Source organism: Desulfosporomusa polytropa, from assembly GCF_055380075.1.
The window spans coordinates 4,802,766-4,824,151 of the sequence record NZ_AP042400.1 but is presented as its reverse complement, the minus strand read 5'-3'; the positions used below and the strand labels follow the sequence as shown (position 1 = coordinate 4,824,151).

Annotated in this window: 23 protein-coding genes; 2 read left to right on the top strand and 21 right to left on the bottom strand. The window is 45.9% G+C overall.

Features of this window, described 5'->3' with window-relative positions:
• Window positions 1-40 precede the first annotated feature (40 nt).
• The 3 genes from serA to ACZ449_RS24190 all read right to left on the bottom strand — a co-directional run bounded on the left by serA (window position 41) and on the right by ACZ449_RS24190 (window position 3,066).
• The gene (serA, locus tag ACZ449_RS24200) at window positions 41-1,624 is read right to left on the bottom strand and encodes a phosphoglycerate dehydrogenase (RefSeq protein WP_464258599.1); all 1,584 of its coding nucleotides are present in this window, start codon (window positions 1,622-1,624) and stop codon (window positions 41-43) included.
• Window positions 1,625-2,088: 464 nt separating this feature from the next.
• Window positions 2,089-2,772: a Crp/Fnr family transcriptional regulator gene (locus ACZ449_RS24195; protein ID WP_464258598.1), complete on the bottom strand. Its 684-nt coding sequence runs from the start codon at window positions 2,770-2,772 to the stop codon at window positions 2,089-2,091.
• Between the two features lie 120 nt (window positions 2,773-2,892).
• Window positions 2,893-3,066 (bottom strand): DUF362 domain-containing protein, encoded by a 174-nt coding sequence (locus tag ACZ449_RS24190; protein WP_464258597.1) that lies wholly within the window; start codon window positions 3,064-3,066, stop codon window positions 2,893-2,895.
• 221 nt (window positions 3,067-3,287) lie between these two features.
• On the opposite strand from ACZ449_RS24190, the gene ACZ449_RS24185 reads away from it, so the two are divergent.
• Window positions 3,288-4,841, top strand: a complete 1,554-nt coding sequence (locus tag ACZ449_RS24185; RefSeq protein ID WP_464258596.1) for a glycoside hydrolase family 26 protein — start codon at window positions 3,288-3,290, stop codon at window positions 4,839-4,841.
• Between the two features lie 78 nt (window positions 4,842-4,919).
• Here ACZ449_RS24185 and ACZ449_RS24180 read toward each other — a convergent pair whose 3' ends face one another.
• Window positions 4,920-6,527 (bottom strand): GGDEF domain-containing protein, encoded by a 1,608-nt coding sequence (locus tag ACZ449_RS24180; RefSeq protein WP_464258595.1) that lies wholly within the window; start codon window positions 6,525-6,527, stop codon window positions 4,920-4,922.
• 78 nt (window positions 6,528-6,605) lie between these two features.
• On the opposite strand from ACZ449_RS24180, the gene ACZ449_RS24175 reads away from it, so the two are divergent.
• Window positions 6,606-7,214: a hypothetical protein gene (locus ACZ449_RS24175; protein ID WP_464258594.1), complete on the top strand. Its 609-nt coding sequence runs from the start codon at window positions 6,606-6,608 to the stop codon at window positions 7,212-7,214.
• Window positions 7,215-7,247: 33 nt separating this feature from the next.
• Here ACZ449_RS24175 and ACZ449_RS24170 read toward each other — a convergent pair whose 3' ends face one another.
• From ACZ449_RS24170 to eutC, 17 genes are all read right to left on the bottom strand, one after another.
• A complete protein-coding gene (locus tag ACZ449_RS24170; RefSeq protein WP_464258593.1) occupies window positions 7,248-7,604 on the bottom strand; it encodes a hypothetical protein in 357 nt (118 codons plus the stop codon).
• A 186-nt stretch (window positions 7,605-7,790) separates the two neighbouring features.
• On the bottom strand, window positions 7,791-8,504 hold the full coding sequence (locus ACZ449_RS24165; RefSeq protein ID WP_464258592.1) for an ATP-binding protein: 714 nt from the start codon (window positions 8,502-8,504) through the stop codon (window positions 7,791-7,793).
• A gap of 260 nt (window positions 8,505-8,764) precedes the next feature.
• Window positions 8,765-9,511: an AIR synthase related protein gene (locus tag ACZ449_RS24160; RefSeq protein ID WP_464258591.1), complete on the bottom strand. Its 747-nt coding sequence runs from the start codon at window positions 9,509-9,511 to the stop codon at window positions 8,765-8,767.
• 123 nt (window positions 9,512-9,634) lie between these two features.
• Window positions 9,635-11,674 (bottom strand): methyl-accepting chemotaxis protein, encoded by a 2,040-nt coding sequence (locus ACZ449_RS24155; RefSeq protein WP_464258590.1) that lies wholly within the window; start codon window positions 11,672-11,674, stop codon window positions 9,635-9,637.
• A gap of 51 nt (window positions 11,675-11,725) precedes the next feature.
• Window positions 11,726-12,094, bottom strand: a complete 369-nt coding sequence (locus ACZ449_RS24150) for a response regulator (RefSeq protein ID WP_464258589.1) — start codon at window positions 12,092-12,094, stop codon at window positions 11,726-11,728.
• 97 nt (window positions 12,095-12,191) lie between these two features.
• A complete protein-coding gene (locus ACZ449_RS24145; RefSeq protein ID WP_464258588.1) occupies window positions 12,192-12,815 on the bottom strand; it encodes a cupin domain-containing protein in 624 nt (207 codons plus the stop codon).
• A 19-nt stretch (window positions 12,816-12,834) separates the two neighbouring features.
• On the bottom strand, window positions 12,835-13,284 hold the full coding sequence (locus ACZ449_RS24140) for a EutP/PduV family microcompartment system protein (RefSeq protein ID WP_464258587.1): 450 nt from the start codon (window positions 13,282-13,284) through the stop codon (window positions 12,835-12,837).
• 2 nt (window positions 13,285-13,286) lie between these two features.
• Window positions 13,287-13,631 (bottom strand): BMC domain-containing protein, encoded by a 345-nt coding sequence (locus ACZ449_RS24135; RefSeq protein WP_464258586.1) that lies wholly within the window; start codon window positions 13,629-13,631, stop codon window positions 13,287-13,289.
• A gap of 24 nt (window positions 13,632-13,655) precedes the next feature.
• The gene (locus ACZ449_RS24130) at window positions 13,656-14,204 is read right to left on the bottom strand and encodes a BMC domain-containing protein (RefSeq protein ID WP_464258585.1); all 549 of its coding nucleotides are present in this window, start codon (window positions 14,202-14,204) and stop codon (window positions 13,656-13,658) included.
• A complete protein-coding gene (locus ACZ449_RS24125; protein WP_464258584.1) occupies window positions 14,197-15,528 on the bottom strand; it encodes a 4Fe-4S dicluster domain-containing protein in 1,332 nt (443 codons plus the stop codon). The genes ACZ449_RS24130 and ACZ449_RS24125 overlap by 8 nt, the downstream gene beginning before the upstream one ends.
• Entirely contained in the window at window positions 15,521-15,835 is a 315-nt protein-coding gene (locus ACZ449_RS24120) for a EutN/CcmL family microcompartment protein (RefSeq protein ID WP_464258583.1), read from the bottom strand. The genes ACZ449_RS24125 and ACZ449_RS24120 overlap by 8 nt, the downstream gene beginning before the upstream one ends.
• Entirely contained in the window at window positions 15,832-16,461 is a 630-nt protein-coding gene (locus ACZ449_RS24115) for a hypothetical protein (protein WP_464258582.1), read from the bottom strand. Before ACZ449_RS24115 ends, ACZ449_RS24120 begins: the two co-directional genes overlap by 4 nt.
• Window positions 16,462-16,578: 117 nt before the next feature.
• Window positions 16,579-17,910 (bottom strand): phosphate propanoyltransferase, encoded by a 1,332-nt coding sequence (gene pduL, locus ACZ449_RS24110; RefSeq protein WP_464258581.1) that lies wholly within the window; start codon window positions 17,908-17,910, stop codon window positions 16,579-16,581.
• A 48-nt stretch (window positions 17,911-17,958) separates the two neighbouring features.
• Entirely contained in the window at window positions 17,959-18,267 is a 309-nt protein-coding gene (locus ACZ449_RS24105) for a BMC domain-containing protein (protein ID WP_464258580.1), read from the bottom strand.
• 40 nt (window positions 18,268-18,307) lie between these two features.
• Window positions 18,308-19,780 (bottom strand): acetaldehyde dehydrogenase (acetylating), encoded by a 1,473-nt coding sequence (locus ACZ449_RS24100; RefSeq protein ID WP_464258579.1) that lies wholly within the window; start codon window positions 19,778-19,780, stop codon window positions 18,308-18,310.
• A 20-nt stretch (window positions 19,781-19,800) separates the two neighbouring features.
• Complete coding sequence (gene eutL, locus ACZ449_RS24095) at window positions 19,801-20,448, bottom strand: ethanolamine utilization microcompartment protein EutL (protein WP_464258578.1); 648 nt, start codon at window positions 20,446-20,448, stop codon at window positions 19,801-19,803.
• Window positions 20,449-20,482: 34 nt separating this feature from the next.
• Window positions 20,483-21,379, bottom strand: a complete 897-nt coding sequence (gene eutC / locus ACZ449_RS24090) for an ethanolamine ammonia-lyase subunit EutC (protein WP_464258577.1) — start codon at window positions 21,377-21,379, stop codon at window positions 20,483-20,485.
• Window positions 21,380-21,386: the final 7 nt, after the last annotated feature.

Below are 21,386 nucleotides of genomic sequence, written 5' to 3'. Positions count from 1 at the left end.
ACTTTAGTTTCAGCGCTACCACCCTAAGCTGGTAGTACAGCTATATTTTCACGAGACGGACCCGTGAAATCCCTTCCACACCGCCTAGAAATGCCAGGGTCTCTTTAGAAACTTCTGTGTCAACAGCCAACACCATCATGGCTTGTTGTTCTGTAACCTTGCGTCCAAGCTGCATTGTGGCAATATTTACTTTGGCAACCCCCAATAAGGTTCCCATTTGTCCCACAACACCTGGTTTATCATGGTTTTCGGCCACCAGCATGTAAGGTGTGGGGTTAACATCAAATTCGTAGCCATTGATTTCCACAATTCGCAGTTCCCCTTTGCCAAAGGTGGTACCACTAATAGTAAACTCTTTGCCTTTGGATATAACCTTAAGTGTAATCAATGTCATGTAATTCTTCAAGTTGGATTCTTTGCTTTCGGTTACAACAACGCCCCGGCTATCTGCAATAACACTGGCATTTACATAATTTATCCGTTCTTTAAGGACAGGCTCAAACAGACCTTTCAATATGGCAAGTGTGATAACCGAAGTTTCCAGTGCCGCTACTTCTCCGCGATACAGAACCTCTACTTTCTCAATAGCTTCTTTTTCCAACTGATAGTACATCTTGCCCATGGTCTCTCCCAATTTTAGATACGCTTTTATGGTATCAAACTCCTGCATTGGCAAGGTAGGAAGATTGACAGCGTTGGGCACCATTTCTCCTCGCAGCGCGGAGATTACCTCTTGCGCCACAGTAATGCCAACATTATCTTGCGCCTCCACCGTGTCAGCGCCAGCATGAGGCGTTACAATGACATTGTCAAGATCAAGCAGCGGGGAAGTGGCGTGAGGTTCTCCCTCTAACACATCAATTCCAACCCGCTTAACGATTTTTTCTTTCAATGCTTCTATTAGCGCTGCCTCGTTCACAATCCCAGCCCGAGCACAGTTGATGACAGTCAGCCCTTTTTTAGCAGCTTTAAATTGTTCTTTGCCAATTATACCATATGTCTCTTCGGTTTTGGGAGTATGCACAGTAAGGATATCACACTCGCTCATCAGGTCTTCCAGTTTTTCCTTCTTCTCCACACCAAACTTTTTGAAGCGGGCATCACTGATATAAGGGTCGTAGGCGATAACATTCATCCCAAATGACTTCATGCGAGTTGCCACCAGTGACCCAATCCGCCCCAAGCCCACAATACCTATTGTTTTACCCTGAAGTTCCATCCCTTTAAGACCAGCGCGATCCCAAACCCGCTCTTTAAGCCGGTTATGCAGTTGCGGAATGTTGCGGCAAGTCGCAAACAGCAGACCAATAGTAAGTTCAGCCGCCGACACGACATTGGATTCAGGAGTGTTAACGACAATAATGCCGCGTTTGGTAGCTCCTTCCATTTCAATATTATCGACACCGTTACCAGCACGTCCAACGACTTTTAACCTAGTGGCTTTTTCATATAATTCTTCATTGACTTTGGTGTTGCTTCTAACAATCAGACCGTCATACTCACCAATAATTTTTAAAAGTTCCTCTCGCGAGAGACCAGACTTTACATCAACACTCACACCTTCTTGCGTAAGTTTTTCTACACCTTTTTGCGCAATCTGCTCAGAAATTAATACTTTCATCATCTTACCTCCATTTGTATACTTTGCCCTTGTAGCCTCGTTTTTTGCATTAGGTAACAAAAAAACTCACCCCATGAATATTGGGGCGAGTTTTTAACCCGCGTTGCCACCCAGCTTAGACCAAAAAACAATATAGGTGTGGCCAATTGGATAATAAAAAAGCCCTCCATCCCTCCAGGGACGAGAACTATTCCCGCGTTGCCACCCATGTTGCCTTCCGGCCAACTTTAGCCGCTGTATTGGGCGGATCCCACTCTGATTCTTCACCAGTCACTCCCAGGCGGAACCTTCCTGTTCGGTGGACCGGCTTGCACCAACCGCCGTCTCTCTGAACACCTTACATTTGGCTTCCTGTTCATCATGTTATATATTACGTTGAAATGATTATACCGTGTATCAAACTGTAAGTCAAGTGTATTTTATACAAGAGCATTCTTCCGTGAGAACGCTCTTGCCTTTTACAAACATTATCTTTCCTGATACTGTTCAAGTCTGTTTTCATCTAAAATAATAATCTGCTGCTCGGCAAAATCAATGACTTTGTCTTTTTTCATCGAGCTCAGCACCCGGCTCATAGTCTCGCGGGTTGTCCCCACCAAATTGGCTAAATCCTGGCGCGTCATATCAATAGCAATCTGAACACCACCAGCAACCGGATGTCCATACTGCTGGGTTAAGCGCACAAGAATTTGGGCGGTACGCGAAAATGTATCTGACAGCGCCAGTGTTCTAATCTTCATCTGCGCATGGATTAATTTTTTACTCATCACCCGGATAATATGTAAGGCAATACGGCTATTTTCGGTCACTACGCTTTCCAGGTCACTATTTTTTATAATACCGATAACTGAGTCTTCAATGGCAACCGAAGTGGCTGGATATGAGCCCCGGTTAAATAGCAATACTTCGGCGAAAACCTCGCCCGGCCCCAAAATATTAATAATATGTTCTCTGCCATCCTGCGCCATCTGGGTAATCTTTACTTTACCACTTTTAATATAATGAAATCCCTCGCCAGGCTCACCCTCCATAAAAATAATCATATTCTTCTTGTAGCGTCGTTCAATAGTAACTTTATTAATAGCAGCCAAATCGTTTGGAGCCAATTCCTCAAAAATTGGTATATTCTTTAAATATTCCAATTCCAACAAATATATCTCTCCTCTCGCATCACCAGCGCATTGCTTATTTTAATTTTTATACGCTTTACTCCATTATATAGGAAAAAGTCCAGCTCGCAAGCTGGACTTTTGTCACATCAGGCAAAACGGCTACTCGGCTGGGCTGATGGCATCTACTGGGCAAACAGCAGCACACGCACCGCAGTCAATGCAAACACCGGGGTCAATCTCATACTGAGTATCGCCTTCGGAAATAGCCTCAACCGGGCAGACCGGCGCACAGGAACCACATTGGACACATTCGGAACTAATTTTATAGGCCATGGTTTTCCCTCCTTTTGCTTGCGGCCGCCTTAGAGCGGCCTACATTAACTATACCTCTCTGCAACACCTAAGTCTGTGACGAAAATCATGGATTTGTTACTGCCAGCTTACATAGTAGTATCTGCAACTTGGTTTATTTTTAGAAAATTGCCAGTAAGGAAATTGTTGCTTTTTATGATATAATTAAGTATATTTTTGACAATATAAAAGGAGATATGCTCATGCGCAACCTTTTTCAACTGATTACTGCTATAGTAGTAGCTGTTCTTCTGACAAATCCAGTTAATGCCGCCTCGATTATTAATGGCGAATATGCCAGCTTTGCCCCTGGGCCTGATGATGATGTCAAAGTTACCTGTGACGTTGACGATGACTATGACCGTTTCACTGATTACGCAAACGGCTATTCCCTGCTTGCCCCGCATGGACTGACGGTTGATGCTTCTTTATCGCCGGTAATCACTGTATTGTCAAATGATACTCTGCGTATGGAAATTTTTTATGATAATTTCGCCGGTACTGCAAAAACCAGCGCCGAATATATGAGCTATAGCAACAATTTCATTAATAATACCCGCGACCATATACTGCTCTCAGAGGAAACCTATCAGCAAGATGAATTTGCTATCCACCTGCTACATTGGACGCGCCGTAAACTTGTCCATGTACCTAATGACAAAAACTATTATGCCAGTATTGAGATCGCTCCAAATGCAAGTGAGGTTTACACAGTTGTTATTAAATCCACCCAACCTATTGAAAACGCCGCAGAAATCGCTGCCAGTTTCACCCTTACAGAACGCCGGGGAACACCGCATTTTAACCGGCCTACCGGCCAGGGGCACACACCCTTCAATGCCGAAACGCGCGCGTTTTATGATAAGTTTTTCAGTGCAGCCAGCCCATTGCGCTGGGGTATTTTTGAACCGGCCGCACCCCAGACCTTTGAAAACCTGGATATTATAGAACAGCAGCTTAACTATACCTTTCCGGTATTACTTCGCTATCAGTCGTTTGATGAAAGGCTGCCTATCCTGGCCCTTAACGCCGCCTATGAGCGGGGGCGCACTGTCGAACTGACACTACAAACCACTTACAATTTTACCGATAATTCTGGTGCTATCTACGACATTTTATCCGGAAAATATGATGACTATTTCAATATATATGCTGAACAGCTAAAAGCCTTTAATCACCCCATTCTCTTTCGCCTAAACAACGAAATGAACGGCGATTGGTGTTGGTATTCAGCTCACTATTATAGTAAAGATGCTGAGCTGTATAAAGCCATGTGGCGGTATATTCGCACTGTATTTGATAATCACGGTGTTGATAATGTCATTTGGGTATGGAACCCCCATGATATGTCTTTCCCGAATTTTAAGTGGAATCACTATTTGATGTATTATCCTGGTGACGAATATGTGGATGTTATCGGTCTGACAGGCTATAATACTGGTAACTATTTTGCCGGGGAGAAATGGCGGGAATTTGATGGTATTTATCCGCAAGTTTACCGCGACTACGACCAGCATTTTGCCAAGCCATTTATGATTACCGAGTTTGGTTCTAATTCAGTGGGCGGCAATAAGACAGCGTGGCTGAATCGCATGTTTGACCAAATCGGTCAATTTAATAAAATAAAAATCGCTATCTGGTGGAACGGGATTGACTACGATACCAATGGACAACCTGGGCGCATTTATATGCTGGACGAAACTGAGGAAACGACAGCTGCTTTCCGGCAGGGCCTCACCAAGTTCAGCCGCCAATAATAATAGTGCATTAAAATGTTGCAGACGGGTGAACAATCCATTCACCCGTCTGCAACATTATTTTATGCGGAATATATATCATGGTTTTTGACGCTGGCGTTTGATTGACACCATAATAAATTTGCGGGCTTCTACCCGGTTAATGGCTTTGCGACTCTCCATATCATGGTCAGCTCTCGCCCAGACCGCTGTAAGGCTTTCCCCCAGCTCAGCAGCAGCTGCTCCGGTTGTTATACTTAACGGCAACTCCGGTTGACGCAAATTATGAAGATCACTGTAGTATTTAATATCTTGTTTGATGTCTTTCAGCATATCTGACGAAACACCTGTTACCAATGCAGCAAAGCGGTCACCGGCAAAACGGGCAGCTATACAACCAGGACCGGCAACCGTTTTAACAATATCAGCAGTTACGGTAACAAGAGTATCACCAGCTGGTTTGCCTAAAAAATCATTAATTACCTTCATCCCGTCAATACTCAGGACAACGATTGCACTGTCAGGCTGGGTTTGTTGGGCGGCTATTTTTTTTTCAAACTCTGATTGGGTGTACAAACCAGTTAATTCATCAAGAGCAGGTAAATCTGCTTTGAATTCTTGCACAATCACCGGTTGCTCCGACTTGGGCTCGCACTCTGGCACCACTGTTGGCACAGGCTCGTTGATTGATGAACTGGCAGGTGGCTGGTTAGCTGTCGTTTTTATTCCTTTGTATGCGGCAACAGCCAAGACCCTATCGATCACCGCAGCAGGCGTCGCATCAGCCGGATTAGATATAGTATCCGTATCTGCAGCAATTATCGCGGCTATTTTTCTGACAGCAATGGCTTCCGGAGTCTCTACGGCTATAGCATCTGCCAATTCTTTTCTTACCGAAGCCGGTTCTTGATCATCAGTAAACAGTAGTCTTTGCCTGTTTGCGGGCATTTTATCCTCGATAGTGATTAACCGCTTTTTATCGGCAACCGGTTTTTGAGGTATAGCGGCTGCCGGTGTTCCCCTAGGTAACTCATGGCGGCGCAGCAAGTAAACCAAGAATAATAGCGGTATAAGACCAATGAAATACACTCCGCCTAACCAGGCTAGCCAGCGGCCGACCTCCTGCTGTTCACTACTGACAGCAGGCACAAACTCTGCTGATACTGCCGCAATGGCCTCCGGCGAAAAGACACCATAAACAACACCCCTTACCGCTCCATTGGTAGCAACAGGCACGGCTACCACGGTAACGTCCTCGTTCACCAGCCACTCCGCTCCGGATACCTGGCCAGTGAATTCTCGGCCAGCAACCGCTTCCGTAAAATAGTTCCGGTCAGAGATATCGCGGCCGATACGGCTGCTGCTGCCACCGGTATCACTCTTAATTTTCCCATTATTTTCTGCATAACCAAGGGTTATAAAATCATTAGTGCGAAAAGTATGAAATTCGTTACTCACAGCCTCCTGCTCATCAACAGTAACTGCGCTCACCTTTGCAATACCTCTCACATAGGCTACCTGACTTGCCAGCCAGACAGCCTCAGCCTCAACCCTACGTTTGGTAAGCTCCTCCGTCTGGGCCTGATTAATGTCCTTTATATGCTGGGTTTCCACATATGTGACTTCAGCAATGAAAATTAACGGTAGTAATACGGCTACAATTACCAAATACGTTATGTATTTTCCCGCTATATTGATTCTTAGCATGTTGTCCCCCCTTGTCAGATTAACTTCTAATTCACCTCCGGCATAGAATATATAAGATTATGGGGAGGTGGATATAGTATGGCTTTGTTCCGCGCTTATAAAAAACCGTCTAAAACTAAAATCCTCACACAAACTGACCTAGTCTGCCCTGAGGATATTTGCCCCAATCATCCGGATTTATTGCTGTTACGGGATGCTGCCGCCGATGAGCGTAATGCTATTGCTTTTTACCTAGAGGCAGCTCGGGCTTCCTGTATGCCTCGGTTGTTTCTGGATGTAGCTGAAGACGAAATGGAGCACTATGTAGAAATCATGCGGGAAATTTCCCGTTTGGATCCAGTTCAAGCGCAAATGTTCAGCAATGAGGAGCTTGATATGTTGTTAATGACCCGGCCATTATTTAAACCCCAAACTAAGGACGCGCTCCGCAAAGAAACGGAAGCCGGTGATACCCAGATTGTCCCACCCGGTCGCAAGGAAATGCCAACCGTAGTCCTTTTGACCAAAGCCCTCAATGATGAACTCCAGGCTACTAATAAATATCAACGGTACATGGAAACTGCCGAAGATCCTGCCGTACAGCGGCTATTCTGTCATCTAATGAACGACGAAAAGGAACATATTGCCGAATTTACTGCTGCCCTGTTTGAGCTCACCCATGAACCACTGCCGCTCGAGCACGACTAGTAAGTAAAAAGGATAGGCTTTTGCCTATCCTTTTTACTTACTACCGCGGCGTACAGGCTGTTTCCCGCTTGGTTCTGCTGCTTTAGTTTTAACCTTAGCCGGTACTGCTGCTAGTATTACCTGATTGCCCTGGCAAGAAACCTTTATCTGATAATCCACAATTCCTTGCTTGTAAAGATTGAGTTTGAGTTCAAGCAACGCTTTGCCTACTGATTCTTGGATCTCTGGTGTAAAATAAGCGCTGTTAATGTCTGCTGCTGGCTCCTTCTTTGCCGACTTGACCGGCAGTCGGACAGGCTCATCATCAACAATCTCGGTCTCAAAGGTTGGTTGTTCATGCCAGCCTTTGAACATATCGCTGTCACTTAGATTTTTTTTGATCTTGGTCAAAATAACTTACCTCCTAGAAAACATAACGCTAGATTCTGCAACTATAGTTGCTACCATGTCAATCATCCTATTTTCTGATAGGTACCTTTCAGATATTCTAGTATTTCTTTACCTATACCGACAAATCCTGCAAAAAAACCAGTAGGAATTTCGGCTAGCGTCGAAATTCCTACTGCTCCTTGTAAATCAATCTTCCCGGATAGTACCATCTGTGCCAATTACCACAACACGCCAGGGAATCATTTTACCGCTCTGTACCTGTGCCTCTTTAACGGCATTCACTAAACCGCCGCAACAAGGAACCTCCATTCGCACTACAGTAAGGCTTTTAATTTCATGTAATTGTAGTATTTCCGTTAACTTAGCGGTATAATTCGCCTTATCCAGTTTTGGACAACCAATAACAGTAATTCGATTACGCATAAACTCAGCATGGAGATTTGCATAAGCATAAGCCGCACAATCAGCCGCCACCAACAGGTGAGCATTATCAAAATAGGGAGCGTTTGCCGCTACTAACTGCAATTGGCAAGGCCATTGCCGCAACTCTGATTCAGTTGTAACAGCAGCCTCCTTCGGAGTAGCCACAGGTGTTTTTTTAAGCTCCTTAGCCATACTTCCCGGGCACCCGCAGGCCATTGGCGGCAAACTGTCCGGAAGCTTGCTGGCAATATGTTGCTGAACCGCACCTTCATCAAAGGCCGGTGCTTCCCGCTCAATGATATTGATGGCCCCGCGGGGACAATCTGGTAAACAAGCTCCCAGGCCATCACACAAGTTGTCTGATACCAATTTAGCTTTTCCATTAACCAACTGTAAGGCCGCTTCATGACATGCTCCAATACAAAGTCCACAACCATCACACTTTTCTTCATTGATTGTAACAATTTTACGCAACATATTTATTCTCCTTTATCGCCATATACAACGCGTTGAAGACATTTGCAGGTAGGTGGTGTGTTGTCAATGCACCACCTACCTGCGCCTGCAAACTTCTTTACCGCGGAATATATAGTTGAAATACGTTATTTAGCTCTAGATAAAGGATACCCCAAAACCAACTGTTTATCGGTGATTAAAATCACAGTACTGCGATTTTAGCAAAAAGAAGACAATTTTCATCAATATTAATTAAATTGAATATATAGCGGTAGTCCACCTTACTTTAATGGTGACACTTTACCAATTAACTCCATACTAGCTACAACATCCATTTTGCTGAAATAATTATTACTAACCGCTACTATAACAGCCGTGCTAGGCCCACCTGATCTTATAATGTCAACCTTTATATTGTCGTTTACACTAAGCTTCAGTTGATTATTTTGCGCTAATACTTGCATCTCATGCAATATACCTTTAGAACCTACAGGAATTATTTCATATACTTCCTCTGCTTGAAGTAACTGTTTTATCAAGCTATAGTCAACAATATCCTCCCGCTTACTGTCTAAAACCTCTTGACCAACTTTGGGCTGTCCGATGACAACCAATAAAGCCTCACCTTTTACATTGTTCACCTTTAACTCCTGAGTTGCAATAAGACCAACTGCCGTGATCCCCAGACCAGTTGCCATTGTTGAAAAATTTTCTTCGGTGCTACCCGTCAGGACAACCTTGCCAATCCCTGCTTCCTTTAGTTCTTCTTCAATGCCTTGGATAATTTCTTTGCCTGTGGGGTTCATTTCATTACAAATTGTATTGGTCAAACAAACTACTTCCGCCCCTGTACATAGAACTTCCAAAACAGCAACTCTGGTAGTATATTTACTAATAATAAAAGGGGGGACTTTAAGTACGTCGCCTGCTTTCATGCCGATGCCGCCACAACTGTCACAGGCAATGACCAAGGTTTTTCCCTGCCCCAGATCCACTAAGGTTAAGTCTCTAACTTTTTTTATGTTCATCGTTATATATGTCCTTACACTTTCGCCACAGCTTTGCCCAGCAACCGATATAAAATAAATGCTAAAGAATAGTATTTGACCGCACGTTCAATATTCTTCCTCCCGCCGACTATAACCTGCCGCTCAGCGAACAAATTTGTTGATCGATGTCGTCAAATCTTCGGCTAACTTAGCCAGCATCTTACTCGCCGAGGTAATTTCCTGCATAGTTGCAGATTGCTCTTGTGTAGTTGCCGCCACTGTTTCAGTCCTATCAGCATTACTCTGGTTCATGACACCAATGTTCCGTACTGATTCCACCAGCTTTTGACTATTTAAACTCATTTTTTGAGCAGACTCAACTACCCTATTCAATTCAGAAGCTATCTGCTGTACCATCTCTACAATAGTTCCGAAGGCCCTACCGGCAATATCAACCATCCCAGTCCCTGCATTAACTTCTTTTGTCCCCACCTGCATAGTAGCAACTGCTTTACTGGTCTCACCCTGAATTTCTCTGATAAGCCCAGAAATTTGTTTGGCAGCTACCTGCGATTGTTCTGCTAAATTGCGGACTTCTTCGGCTACAACAGCAAAACCTCTGCCTGCTTCCCCAGCACGAGCCGCTTCTATTGCCGCATTTAATGCCAAGAGGTTGGTTTGTGCCGCGATAGTGGAAATAGTATCAACAATTTGCCCAATTTCCCCTGAGTAATTTCCCAGTTTATTGATTACCTCTGCCAAGTTACCTACTGCTTTTTCAATACTATCCATCTGTGTTACCGCCGAATGTATTGCTTGTCTGCCCTCACTGGCAGTACTGGTTGTTTGGTTAGAGACATGGGTCACCGTAATTACCTGATCAGATATCCGATTAATTTCCTCATAAATCCGCTCTACAAGAGCAAGACTTTCTTTAACGCAAGATAATTCTACCTCAGTTGCTCCCGCTACTTCGGTAACCTCAGCTGCCACTTGATTAGACGCCTGTGCAGACTGTTCAACATTGGCTGTTAATTCTTCAGATGCTGCCGATACTTGCTCTGCCGAGCTACGTATGCGGTTAAACAATTCCTTTAGATTGGCAACCATTACCTGCAGACTCTGAGCCAACATACCAATTTCATCCTTGGTTCCGACTGGAATCTGCGCAGACAAGTTACCTTGGGCTACCAAATTGGCGGCCTCTTTAAGCTTACCAAGCGGACCGCTAACCTTACGCGTAAAGAAAAATGTAAGTAGTGCAAAGAACAAGACGGCAGCCATGACAAAGCTGGTTGTGCTGGCAATAATCAGCTTATTTAGGCTGTTAAACACTTCAGACTTCGGCATTACCATCAGCAGTTTCATCCCCGTATTGCCAATAGGACATATGCCTATGTAACTATCCTTTTTATCAATTGTTCCGTTTACCATTTTAATCTCATTTGCCGCTATAGCTTGTTCTCCAAGCTTCCGAACAACCACATCCTGATCTTCAGTGATCTTTTCCTTCATATTCTTTTCAGCGACCGGATGTCCCAGATACTGCCCGCTTGGGCTGACTATGAAGGCATATCCTGTTTGGCCAACCTTGATGTTCGCTACGTAATCGTTTATTTCTTTTAGACCTATATCCATGGTAGTAACCCCTATGACTTTGCCAGCTCGTTTGACCGGAGCCACACTGGTAATCATATTGGCTTTTAATACTTCATCATAATAGGGATCAGTCCAGGCTACTATGCTATTACTATTTAAACCTGCTTTATACCAATTCTGAGAATGATAATCGCTTTGCGGTGTACTAAATTCCCAGGTTAAATTAACCGTGTTATCCTTTTTCATCAGATATGGTCCATAGTACCTTTGAGCACTGTCGAATACATAAGGCTCATAAAAACAGCCGCCACCAAAAATCATCTTGTCAGATTGCATGTAATTAGCTAGGATTTTGAGTAGATTATCGACGTCTTTTTCACTTGTTTCCATATCTCTTGCTGTTGCTTCCGTTAATGTGGCAATATGAAACAAATCCCGTTCAACCTTTTGGGCTTCAAAACTAACTTGATATGATAATGATTTTTCTATCTCAGCAGCTAAAATTTCTTTACTCTGGAAATAATTAAAAACTCCCTGTAACGAAAAAACAGAAAAACTTATTGCAATAGCAACAAGAATAAATATCGTCTTAATACTCTTCATAAAACATCCCTCCTATCCATGCAACAGTAGCCTTTACACTGTAGATCCATACTAACTATGTGTAATACAATGTAAACTCCGCACCAATTTATCAGGGCGGACAGGTTTTAGCATATAATCGACTGCCCCCAATTGGGCAGCATCCTTTTCATGACTTGAATTGCCGGATGCAGTTAGAAAAATAATCTTTGCTTTTGGTACGATTGTACGCATATATTTAGCAGCATCCAGACCAGTCATTTCCGGCATACGGATATCCATCAGAACAATATCGGGCTGTACCTGGGCTGCAACCTGTAAAGCCAGCGCGCCGTCACTGGCCTCACCTACAACTGATATTTCTGGGCAATTCCTATCTACAATAAAACGAATTGCCTGCCGCTCTAACTCTTCATCATCTACGACAATTAGCTTATACACTTGCAATCCCCTCCTTTAAACAGTACGCTTTGTCATTAGCACCACAAGGGCTAACCTAAATAAAATAGCTTTCAATATAGATCAGTCCTTTTTCACTTTACAACTCTGACCAATTCGCAGGATATGTAACATAAAATACTTTGGCTTGATTCGGCGACCCGAAAACCACCTGGGTATCCTTTGGTATATAAAGAACATCACCGGCAACACATGTATACACTTTCCCGCCGGTTTCTACCGTAAAAGTCCCCTCTACTACATAATCCACTTCATCATATGTTAAATTCCAAGGAAGCTTAGAGCAGTCAAATGCCATAAAGCCTGCGGCAAGATTTGCTTGCCTGGCAGTAATCACATCTACCAACTTTATATTCTGTCCAGGAGGAGCCTGATCAAAAGGCTGTAATACAACGGCTGAGCCTTTCACTTGGGTCACTTTGGGATTGGCGCAAGCCGGTTTTAAAAGCTCGGATAACACTTTTCGAACTTGTGTTTCAAGAGTACTGGTTGTGTCCTCTGGCTTATCGTTGTTAATGCAAATTGCATCCAGTTGGCTGCCTTCAACTTGTAGTTCTTTGGTGTTTTTTCGGACAATTTGAATACCAAGCTCTTTGGCAAGATCTTGTGCCGAGGGAGTTAATACACATTGTTGCGGAATTACTACTCGTTTATCAGTTTCAGCCATTTGCCGCAAGGTTGTAGCAGAAATTAGTTTTTTCACATCCACACCCCCCTTTTCATTATTCTGATTGACTTGTTAATCTTGACATATGTAGTGCAAGTTCTTGTATACCTTCGCCACTCTTAGCAGATATACGATAGATCTGGCCAACAATACCTGCTTTACGCAGGTTACTTTCGGCATTTTCTGGACAAGCGTCACCATGGTCTACTTTAGTAACGATCCCAATAACCGGCCTGCGGAAAGCTGTGGAAAACTTAGGCGGAAAAGGACAGTTGCGGCGGGTTGCATCATGCAGGGCCCAGACTTCAACTGCAGCAAAACTGGCATCAATCAACACATGATAGTAGCGAGGTATTTCCAAATACTCACCAGGACAATCAATAAAAATGCTGGAATAATCCAATGACTGTGTTTTTAAATATACAAGCGATTCGTTCAACAGTCTTTGTTTTAAGGTAGTTTTGCCTGCGCCAACACCGCCCATAAGTAGAATCTTGTTTTTCATCGTCAACTCCGTGTCACGTCTGCTGCCGAAAACCCTAATATGGTGACAAGTGTATTCACTGCCGCCCGGACAGCCGCCTCTACATCGGCTACGTCGCCGGTCAGCACAAGTGAGCCGGTAAACCGATCAACAAATCCAATTTCAACATTGCCAGCCTTTGATGCAGCATCGGCAGCAATAATAGCGGCCTCACTTGGAGTGATTGTCATGATCCCCAAGGCTCCGTCACCACCTATTCCTAGACGTTCATGCAAGCCGCCTTGCGGATTAGGCAGGATATGAGCCATTGTAACTTGTTTACCTGGAACATATTCTTGAATCATTCGCTGTTTTTGTCCTGTAGTCATTCCCTTGTCACCGGCCTTCCGACTCTATTTAAAGCTATCAATCACCTGTTGATTAGGACGGGGAATGACTGTGCTATAGACCAGCATCCCCTTGCTAGCCGCCAATTCACTGCCGGCAGTAATGGCTGACTTTACAGCAGCCACTTCGCCTGTCACAATACTGTAGCCTTTTCCCCCGATGCCAAACGCCATATGCAGCCTAACAGGAATTACGGAAGCATTTTTGACAGCGACATCGGTGGCTTCAATCGAAGCAGCCACACTATAGGTCTCAATGATGCCAATGACCTTAACATTGCTTACGTCATTGCCGCCGCCAATGGCGGGCAGTATCGACGGATGAACATTGGGAATCACAAAGTGATCGACCGTGTGCTGCGCCCCCATTTCAACACCTGCGGTGATCGACTGCCTGACTGCTGAGACATCCCCATTGACTAACACCATATACTTTCCAGGACACAGGTGCTTAGCCACAAGCAACGTGACGTCAGCCGTCTTTGTCATGAGATCAGAGGCTTCAATGCCTTTCGCAATACTGGTAAACTCAATAAGGCCAATCGCATTAATCATGCGGAGCACCCCCTCTTCGAATCGTAATCGCTTGTAGTGAAACTTGTTCAACAATCCCTGTTATGCTGGCATGTATACATGCACCTAAGGCGTCAACCGGTATCTCCGCGATCAGCTGTCCTACGGTCACTGCGTCTCCACCCTTGACAACCGGAACTGACGGAGCCCCAATATGTTGGCTTAGAGGAATAGTAACTTGTTCCGGCTCATAAAGCGCTGGCTGCAACGGTGCTGCCGGTGGATACCATGATTGTAAATTCAGTCGCGAGACTAAACGAGCTGAGGGGATTAACCGGTATTCGGCCATGGGATCGGCTTGTCCCAATTCCCCTTCATACCGGAGATTATGAGTGCGGAATTCTTTTTTCAGCGCCATGTTCACCCGCATCGGCGAAATCCCCACCGGACAGGAGTAGGCTTCACAGACACCACATTCTGAACAGGTTAATGCACTGCGAAGAATTTGCGGGTTGCCTACCGAGTTATAATTGACGCACCGTACGATTAAGTGTGGTGGTAATTCATGTCCGATAATATGCCGTGGACACAGTTCAGTACAATAGCAGCACTGTTCACACACGGTCTTGGCAATCCGCAGTACCGATTCAACCGTCTGTTCTTTACTCTTAATCAGCAAATGGTCTGCTGGCAACACGATCAGCCCACCTGTTGTTTTGGTGACTGGACTGGATAAATCAGGTACCACTTTCCCCATCATTGGACCACCATCAATATAGGCGGCCGGGTCACAGGTAACGCCACCGGCCAAAGCCAGTACGTCGGCCATTGAGGTGCCAATGGGTACGGTAACGGTGACTGGTGACTTGACCGCCCCAGTCACGGTCAGGGTCTTGGTTGTCACGACCTCACCTTTCATGGCTCTGGCTACATTGATTAGGGTCTGAACGTTGTTGACGACAACGCCAATGTGGAGAGGGATACCGCCTGGCGGTACCCGCCGTCCGGTTGTCAGCCAGATTGTAATCACTTCGTCGCCGGCTGGGTAGATATCCCGCAGAATCTCAAGCCGGATCTGGGGCGGCAGCAAGGGCTCCAGCGCTTTGATGGCTGCCTGATATTTAGCCTTCAGCGCGATGATGCCTTCTTTCGCGCCAGTCGCCTCCATGGCATGAGTTAGGCCTTCAATCAGTAATTCCGGATAGTGGGCAGCTAATTGTTGGTCGGTTCTGAGCATTGGCTCGCATTCAGCCCCATTTACTATATAAATTTCGGCTTTGGCTTCGAGTTTAACATGAGTAGGAAAACCTGCGCCGCCTGCGCCCACTACCCCAGCTGCTTTTACTTTAGCGACAATATCATTCATAATGATCGCCACTTTCTGATGCAAAAGTCTCTTTATCAATAATTCCGACCACCATGGCATCAACAGGTATATGGCTATCAGGCAGACTTTGTCTGGCCGAAGAGCCGCTGGCAATCATAACGAGCTCGGTTTCACCAGCACCAATTCGGTCACCGACAACCAGGGTATCGCCGCGTCCCTCTAGATACACTTCGCCTGTTTCTTTGTATTTCATGACCACCGGCTGTACCACCAGAAATTTAAGTCCTCTCAGGGACTCTTCTTTACGTGTCGCCCACACATTTCCAATCACACGGGCAATGATCATAAAAATCGAACCCCTTCCCTGTAGACTTCTACTTTCTGTTGTTTGAGTACATCAATGGCGCCAGGCGTAAGGACTGTCGTCTTACCCAGTCGCACGACCCCGTTCAGTCGCAGGGCCTCTTTGTCTGATAGCAGTCTTTTCTCATAAGTTACCTCTGGGTGTGCTTGCCGTTCCTGTGGTGGTTGATCTGCCTCAATTGGCGTTGCCTCCCGCACTGGCGTCGGTAGTTCTGAGGACTTTTCGCCAAGCACCACGCCAAACTCGGCGACTTGGCGGATGTAGCCGGCAAACAGTTGCCGGTATGTTTCTGGTGTTTTAGCGGTGAAGCCCCACTGTACCTGCCCGATTTCCACCGGTATGCCAGTGGCGATGGCCCAGGCCACCAGCTTGGTGGTTGGGTCTGAGCTGAGGCCGAGGGCGATTTGGGCCAGTTGATCGGGGGTACATACTGGTACTTGCAGACGAGCCCAGTTTGACTGCTTAATGGCTTGTTCGTAAGTAACCTGAGTTACTTTGTTGGCGGCAAGTTCAACTGGGCCAACAACACAGACTTCCAGGCAGTAGTCCTGTCGATACCGTTCGGCTAATTCCGGCAGTTGGCGCACACCGTCTTGGTGATTGAGCACGATCAAGCAGCCAGGCTTAGTGTCTTGTGCCCGAGAGCTTGTGGCAAAAAGGGCTTGTAGCTCAGGTGACAACAAGATCTGGGTGATGATTTCCTTTAACAAGGCTTCGTTCATGAGCTACACCTCCAAAATGACACATTCCGTATCTGGTTTCACTAATGCTGCATTTGCTTCATCGGTATCCAGGTGCAGCTCTCCTTTGAATTCAGAGCTAACCCGGACAAGCACCTTCTGAAAGATCGCAGGCCGCTCACTGTCGACGCGCACATTCACTCGGTCTCCGTCCTTAAGATTCCATTTCTTGGCCTGATCACTGTGCATATGAATGTGACGAGCCGCAACAATCACACCGCGTTCTAATAGTGCGGTACCGGCTGGGCCTATGATTGTTAACCCCTTTGTCCCGGCAATCTGTCCTGAATCACGAAGTTCAGGCTTTATCCCTAGTTGAAAACAATCAGTAACACTCACTTCTACTTGGGTCTCTGGACGCACAGGCCCTAAAACGCGAACTTTTTCCATGCGTCCTTTCGGTCCCATCAAAGTTACGGTTTCCTGCGCTGCAAATTGCCCAGGCTGGGAAAGGTCTTTGTGTTTCTGCAGGGAGTAACCGGCGCCGAAAAGTAGTTCCAGGTGCTTCTCTGACAAGTGAATATGCCGATTGGATATACCGATTGTGAGGCTTTTACTTTCTCGCTGTTCACTCCGCCGTTTACAGATGAGCACATAAAACAGGCTTGAGAGCCGGTTGAGCAGCAAAATAATATCAGGGCGGCTGCACGTGCCGTCTGCGGCTGTAAAAGCGCGATTGGCGTAGAGTTCAACCTCTCGGATCTTGGACCTCAAACTATTTAACCGAGCGACAATCCACCCATCCTGATAACTCATCGTCGTATGCGGAATACCGAAATATTTGTCCGGATGGTGGGACATGTCCCTAATCTCAGCTTCCTGCCAACCGAACAATGTTCCAAACTCGATTGGCTGCTCTCTAACCTCTGCCGCCATGAGCTGCTGGGCCCGCAGGACCACTTCTTCTAGTTGGGCGGCTAACTTGGTTTCCCCAGCCTTCACTAGCATGGTTTGCATTTCCACCAGGTCACAGTCAAACTGATCAAGCTGTCCCCGCCAGGCAATGACTGGATGGGTTTTTAAAATCAATTCTTTACCTCTCAGATGTGTCATATATTCAGGTTTGGGAGATGAGACTCTGCCAGCAGAAGCTCTGCTGGCCGCATCCCCTTGGGTTGTCGACAGCACCTCCCCAGTTGCAGCAGTATTCTCCTGCTCCACCCTTACTACGGTCTCCTCTTCATACTGAACCTGTATCCCTTGCGAGCGCAAGAAATCCCGCGCTGAGGGCGTAATGATACTTCCCTGGGGAATGGTTATTGTACTTGATTTCGTCTTATGCCAATTGGCTCTAAGTATGTGTTCAGAAATAATCATAGGTATCACCTCCCGTTTGTTTCATTGGTAGCGGTTAGAGGTGATTTATTAATTGCCGTAGGATTTATTATCGCCGACAGGCAAAACATATTCTACACTAGCGTGCGGCCGTGGGATAACATGCACACTAACAATTTCGCCAACACGTTCTGCCGCTAAGGCACCTGCGTCGATTGCGGCCTTAACTGCCCCAACATCACCGCGGACCATCACAGCCACATAGCCGCCAGATACATGCTCTTTGCCACACAAAGTAACGTTGGCGGCCTTTAGCATTTGATCAGCAGCCTCAATGGCCGGAATTAACCCCTTGGTCTCAATCATGCCCAACGCAACTACACTGCGTACTTCTGCCATTTTATTTTCCTCCTCAGTGTTTTTTTATTAATGGTATTTATCAATTCAAAGTACACTTCATTGCCTTCATCACTTCTTCAACAACGGCTTTTACAATCTGTGCATCAACAGTACTTGCAGCATTACTGGTTGGTGCTCCGGCTGCGGGTTGAATTGCTGGGCGTTCTGGAATAGTTACATGCCAGGCGACCCGTTTGATGTTGATTAAATGTAAAGGCGTTACATTCTCCGAAACACTAGATCCGCCCCAAGTTCCACAACCCAGAGTAAACGAGGGAGCAAGTTCAGTTGTAGCACCAACACCACCTAACGCCGAAGGGGTATTTACCAACACACGGAAAATTGGCTTTCGCAGGGCAAACTCTCGGATTACCGCTTCGTTATTGGTATGGATGGCCAAGCTATGACCAATGCCGCCAATATCCAATAGCTGCATGCACTTTTCGCAACCTTCTTCCCAATCCTTAACCTGGTAGAACCCCAACACAGTAGTCAGTTTTTCGTAAGACAGCGGCCATTGTGACCCAACACCGTTCAGTGGAGCTACTAAACACTTGGCATGCTGCGGCACATTGATACCAGCCATTTTCCCAATAACTTGCGGATCTCGCCCAACTACGCGGGGATTCATGCTGTTGTTTGGCAACATGACCACCTTAGAGACCTTCTCAACTTCCTCAGGATCAAGAAAATGTGCACCAAAGCGCTTTAATTGCTGAATCAGTTCTCCAGCAATACATTCTTCGGCGACTATTGCCTGTTCAGATGCGCAAATTGTGCCATTGTCGAACGTTTTGCCGGCAACAATATACTCAGCCGCCTTTGCCAAATCTGCTGTTCGCTCAACAAAAGCCGGTACATTGCCAGGACCAACCCCAAGCGCCGGTTTGCCGCTGCTATACGCAGCTTTCACCAAAGCGCTGCCGCCAGTGGCTAAGATGACTGCTGTAATCGGATTTTTCATTAATTCTTGCGTAGCATCCATTGAGATATTTGTCAAACAACCAACTATGCCCTCAGGGGCTCCGGCGGCAACAGCCGCACGGTTCATAACAGCAGCAGCCTCAGCAGTACAACGAGCTGCTGTCGGATGCGGAGAAAACACAATCGCATTGCGAGATTTTAGGGCAATCATCGCCTTGTATATGACCGTAGAAGTTGGATTTGTTGTTGGTACAATCCCAGCAATCACGCCAACCGGCTCAGCAATCTTCCACAATTTTTCCCTTGTCTCAATGATCCCGACTGTTTTCATGTCCTTAATATAATCATACACATGCTTTGCGGCAAAATAGTTTTTGAAACACTTGTCCTCATACTTACCCATACTTGTCTCATTTATTGCCATTGATGCCAATCGGCACGCTTCTGCTTCTCCGGCATTTCGCATTGCCTTGATAATATCGTCTACTTGTACCTGTGAAAAACTTTTAAAGACAGTTTGCGCTTCTTTGGCTTTTTTCAGCAGGTTACGTACTTCTTGTACAGATGCCAAATCTCGGTCAAGTTCCATAGTATCCACCTTTCTCCCAGTTAGAACTTCAGTGCATTGGTTGCCACGTCAATTACAGCCCGCTGAAAAGCTTCGCAGGCTGCCCGGCAAGCACTTTGCGTCCCTGTTAAGAGCGCCCCGCCGAAGTTAGTCTCAGTCGGGGGACCGTAGAACACTTTCATTTCTACTTCCGCTGCTTTCAGCGCCGCATCAATTCCATACATTGCCTCAAGAGGAGGCGCAATCAGATAAGCTAATGGCTCACCCTCTGCAATGTCGGAAATTTTAGACAGATAACTCCCGGTTCTGGATATGGTGTGCGCAAACCAAGCTGTATCCCCACCATCACAAGTGTAAAAAAATGCTTCATTTTCCAGATGACTAATACAAGCGTCCATACCGGCGCTGACTTCAGCTGGCGAAGGCCCAGCCAACACGCCGATAATTTCACCAGACCGCGGTCCGGAGGCATGGGCTGCGCCCGCATAAAAGCTTTTTGCATAGACAACTTCCACTTCAGCTTTTTTGGTTGCCTCATCAAGAGCCGTATAGGTCGCATCGTCAATTGTAGCGGTAATTAGGCCAATTGATTTTTGATACGACTCCAATCCCAATTTTTCAGCAAAATCGGGTGCAACATTAGGAATGAAGCGTACAGCAAGAACCTTCGGCTTAATCGGTTCGATCATTTCATAGCCTCCCTTTTCCAACACTACTAGAGCTTTATTTAAAGTTAACGCCTGTCGCCTTGGCATCAAGGATTCTTTTTAGCAAATCTGCCAAATGTGCCCCAGCTTCCGCTGACGGCAAGCCGCCTTTATGAATATTACTGACTACCGTTCTTTCACTTTCAAGCATCCCGCGACGAGCATTATAGCCGATATAGGCGCTCATACTTTCCCCAGTCCCCAGACCAGGTCGTTCCCCAAGGAGAATAATAACGACTTCCGGTTTGAGTTCCTCACCAATTACGTCCATAATCCCCACGCGGGCATATTTAACAAAAATAGTTGTTCCCACAGCAATTCCCATGCTGTTTAGCCCTTGAATCATAGCCGGCAGCAAATTGGGAATATTGGCTTCCACTGCCTTGCTGGACAAGCCATCGGCAACTACTACCTGTACTTTGACCCCTTTTTCACACTGCTTGCGCAAAATTTCAATATTCTCAGCATCAAGTAATCTGCCCAAGTCCGGTCGCGTCAGGTATTCATCCTTGCTAGAACATTTCGTTACTACCGGTACCATGTTATATTGAGCGGCAAACTTCTCTGGAACCTCTCCCAATACAGAGTCCTGCGCCATGGCGTGATCAGCCCTAAAACGGAGCAAGGTATCTGTCAAAGGACGTACACCGGTACGCCATACTCCAATCCGAGATGGTGTTGCCAGTTTCATATCTTTATATAATTCTGCATTTACCGGCTTTGGAACTTGCAGATATCTCTGCAAATCTATCCCTGCCAGGTCGTCCAAATAGTCGTCTGTAAATTCAGCCTGTTCCTCAGAAGTCACTGGCTGCCGTAGAGTTACGCTGCTTTCAACAGCACCTTTTGCTGTTTGATTCATCTCCGCCAGCACCTGTTCCACGATCAGACGGATATTAGTTTCCACCCCCATAAATCCT